1 pseudogene is annotated in these 588 nt (G+C 61.6%); it reads left to right on the forward strand.

Annotated features, from left to right (window positions below):
- Positions 1–305, forward strand: a pseudogene (locus NC796_RS27005) (IS110 family transposase); the annotation flags it as partial.
- Between the last annotated feature and the right edge of the window lie 283 nt (positions 306–588).

Raw genomic sequence — 588 nt, forward strand, 5'->3', positions numbered from 1 at the left:
CCTGCACTCCGGAGCGCTTTTTAAAAGCGATTACTCCTTTCCGCGAAGATCTCGTCGTTGGGGTCGAATGCATCTTCTGCTGGTAGGGGCTGGCGGACCTGTGTGAGGCTGAAGACATCGACTTTGTGTTGGGCCATGCTCTCTACATGAAGGCCATCCACGGGGTCAAGACCAAGAACGAGGGGACCCGTTCCCTGAAGATTGCCCGGCTGCTGCGGGGCGGGAACTTCCCAGTGGCCTACGTGTATCCACCCCAGATGCGGGCCACCCGGGATCTGATGCGCCGCCGCAACCACTTCGCCGGGAAGCGGGCCGAGCTGCTGGGCCACATTCAAAACCTGGCCAGCCAGTACAACCGGCCTCCGCTGGGGACGCTATCCCGTCCGCATCATCGTCGGGATAAGGACATCGTCGGCCACTTCCCCGACCCGGTGGTTCGGCTGATCGTGGAGACCGACTTAAGGCTAATCGACCACTACGACCCCATCATTAAGGAACTGGACACCCGGATCCTGGCCCTGGCCAAAGGCCACGACCCGACCAGCCTGCACCTGTTGCAATCGGTCCCGGGGATCGGGGAGGTTCTCT

Source organism: Aliifodinibius sp. S!AR15-10 (genome assembly GCF_031569985.1).
GTDB lineage: Bacteria > Bacteroidota > Rhodothermia > Balneolales > Balneolaceae > JAMQKA01.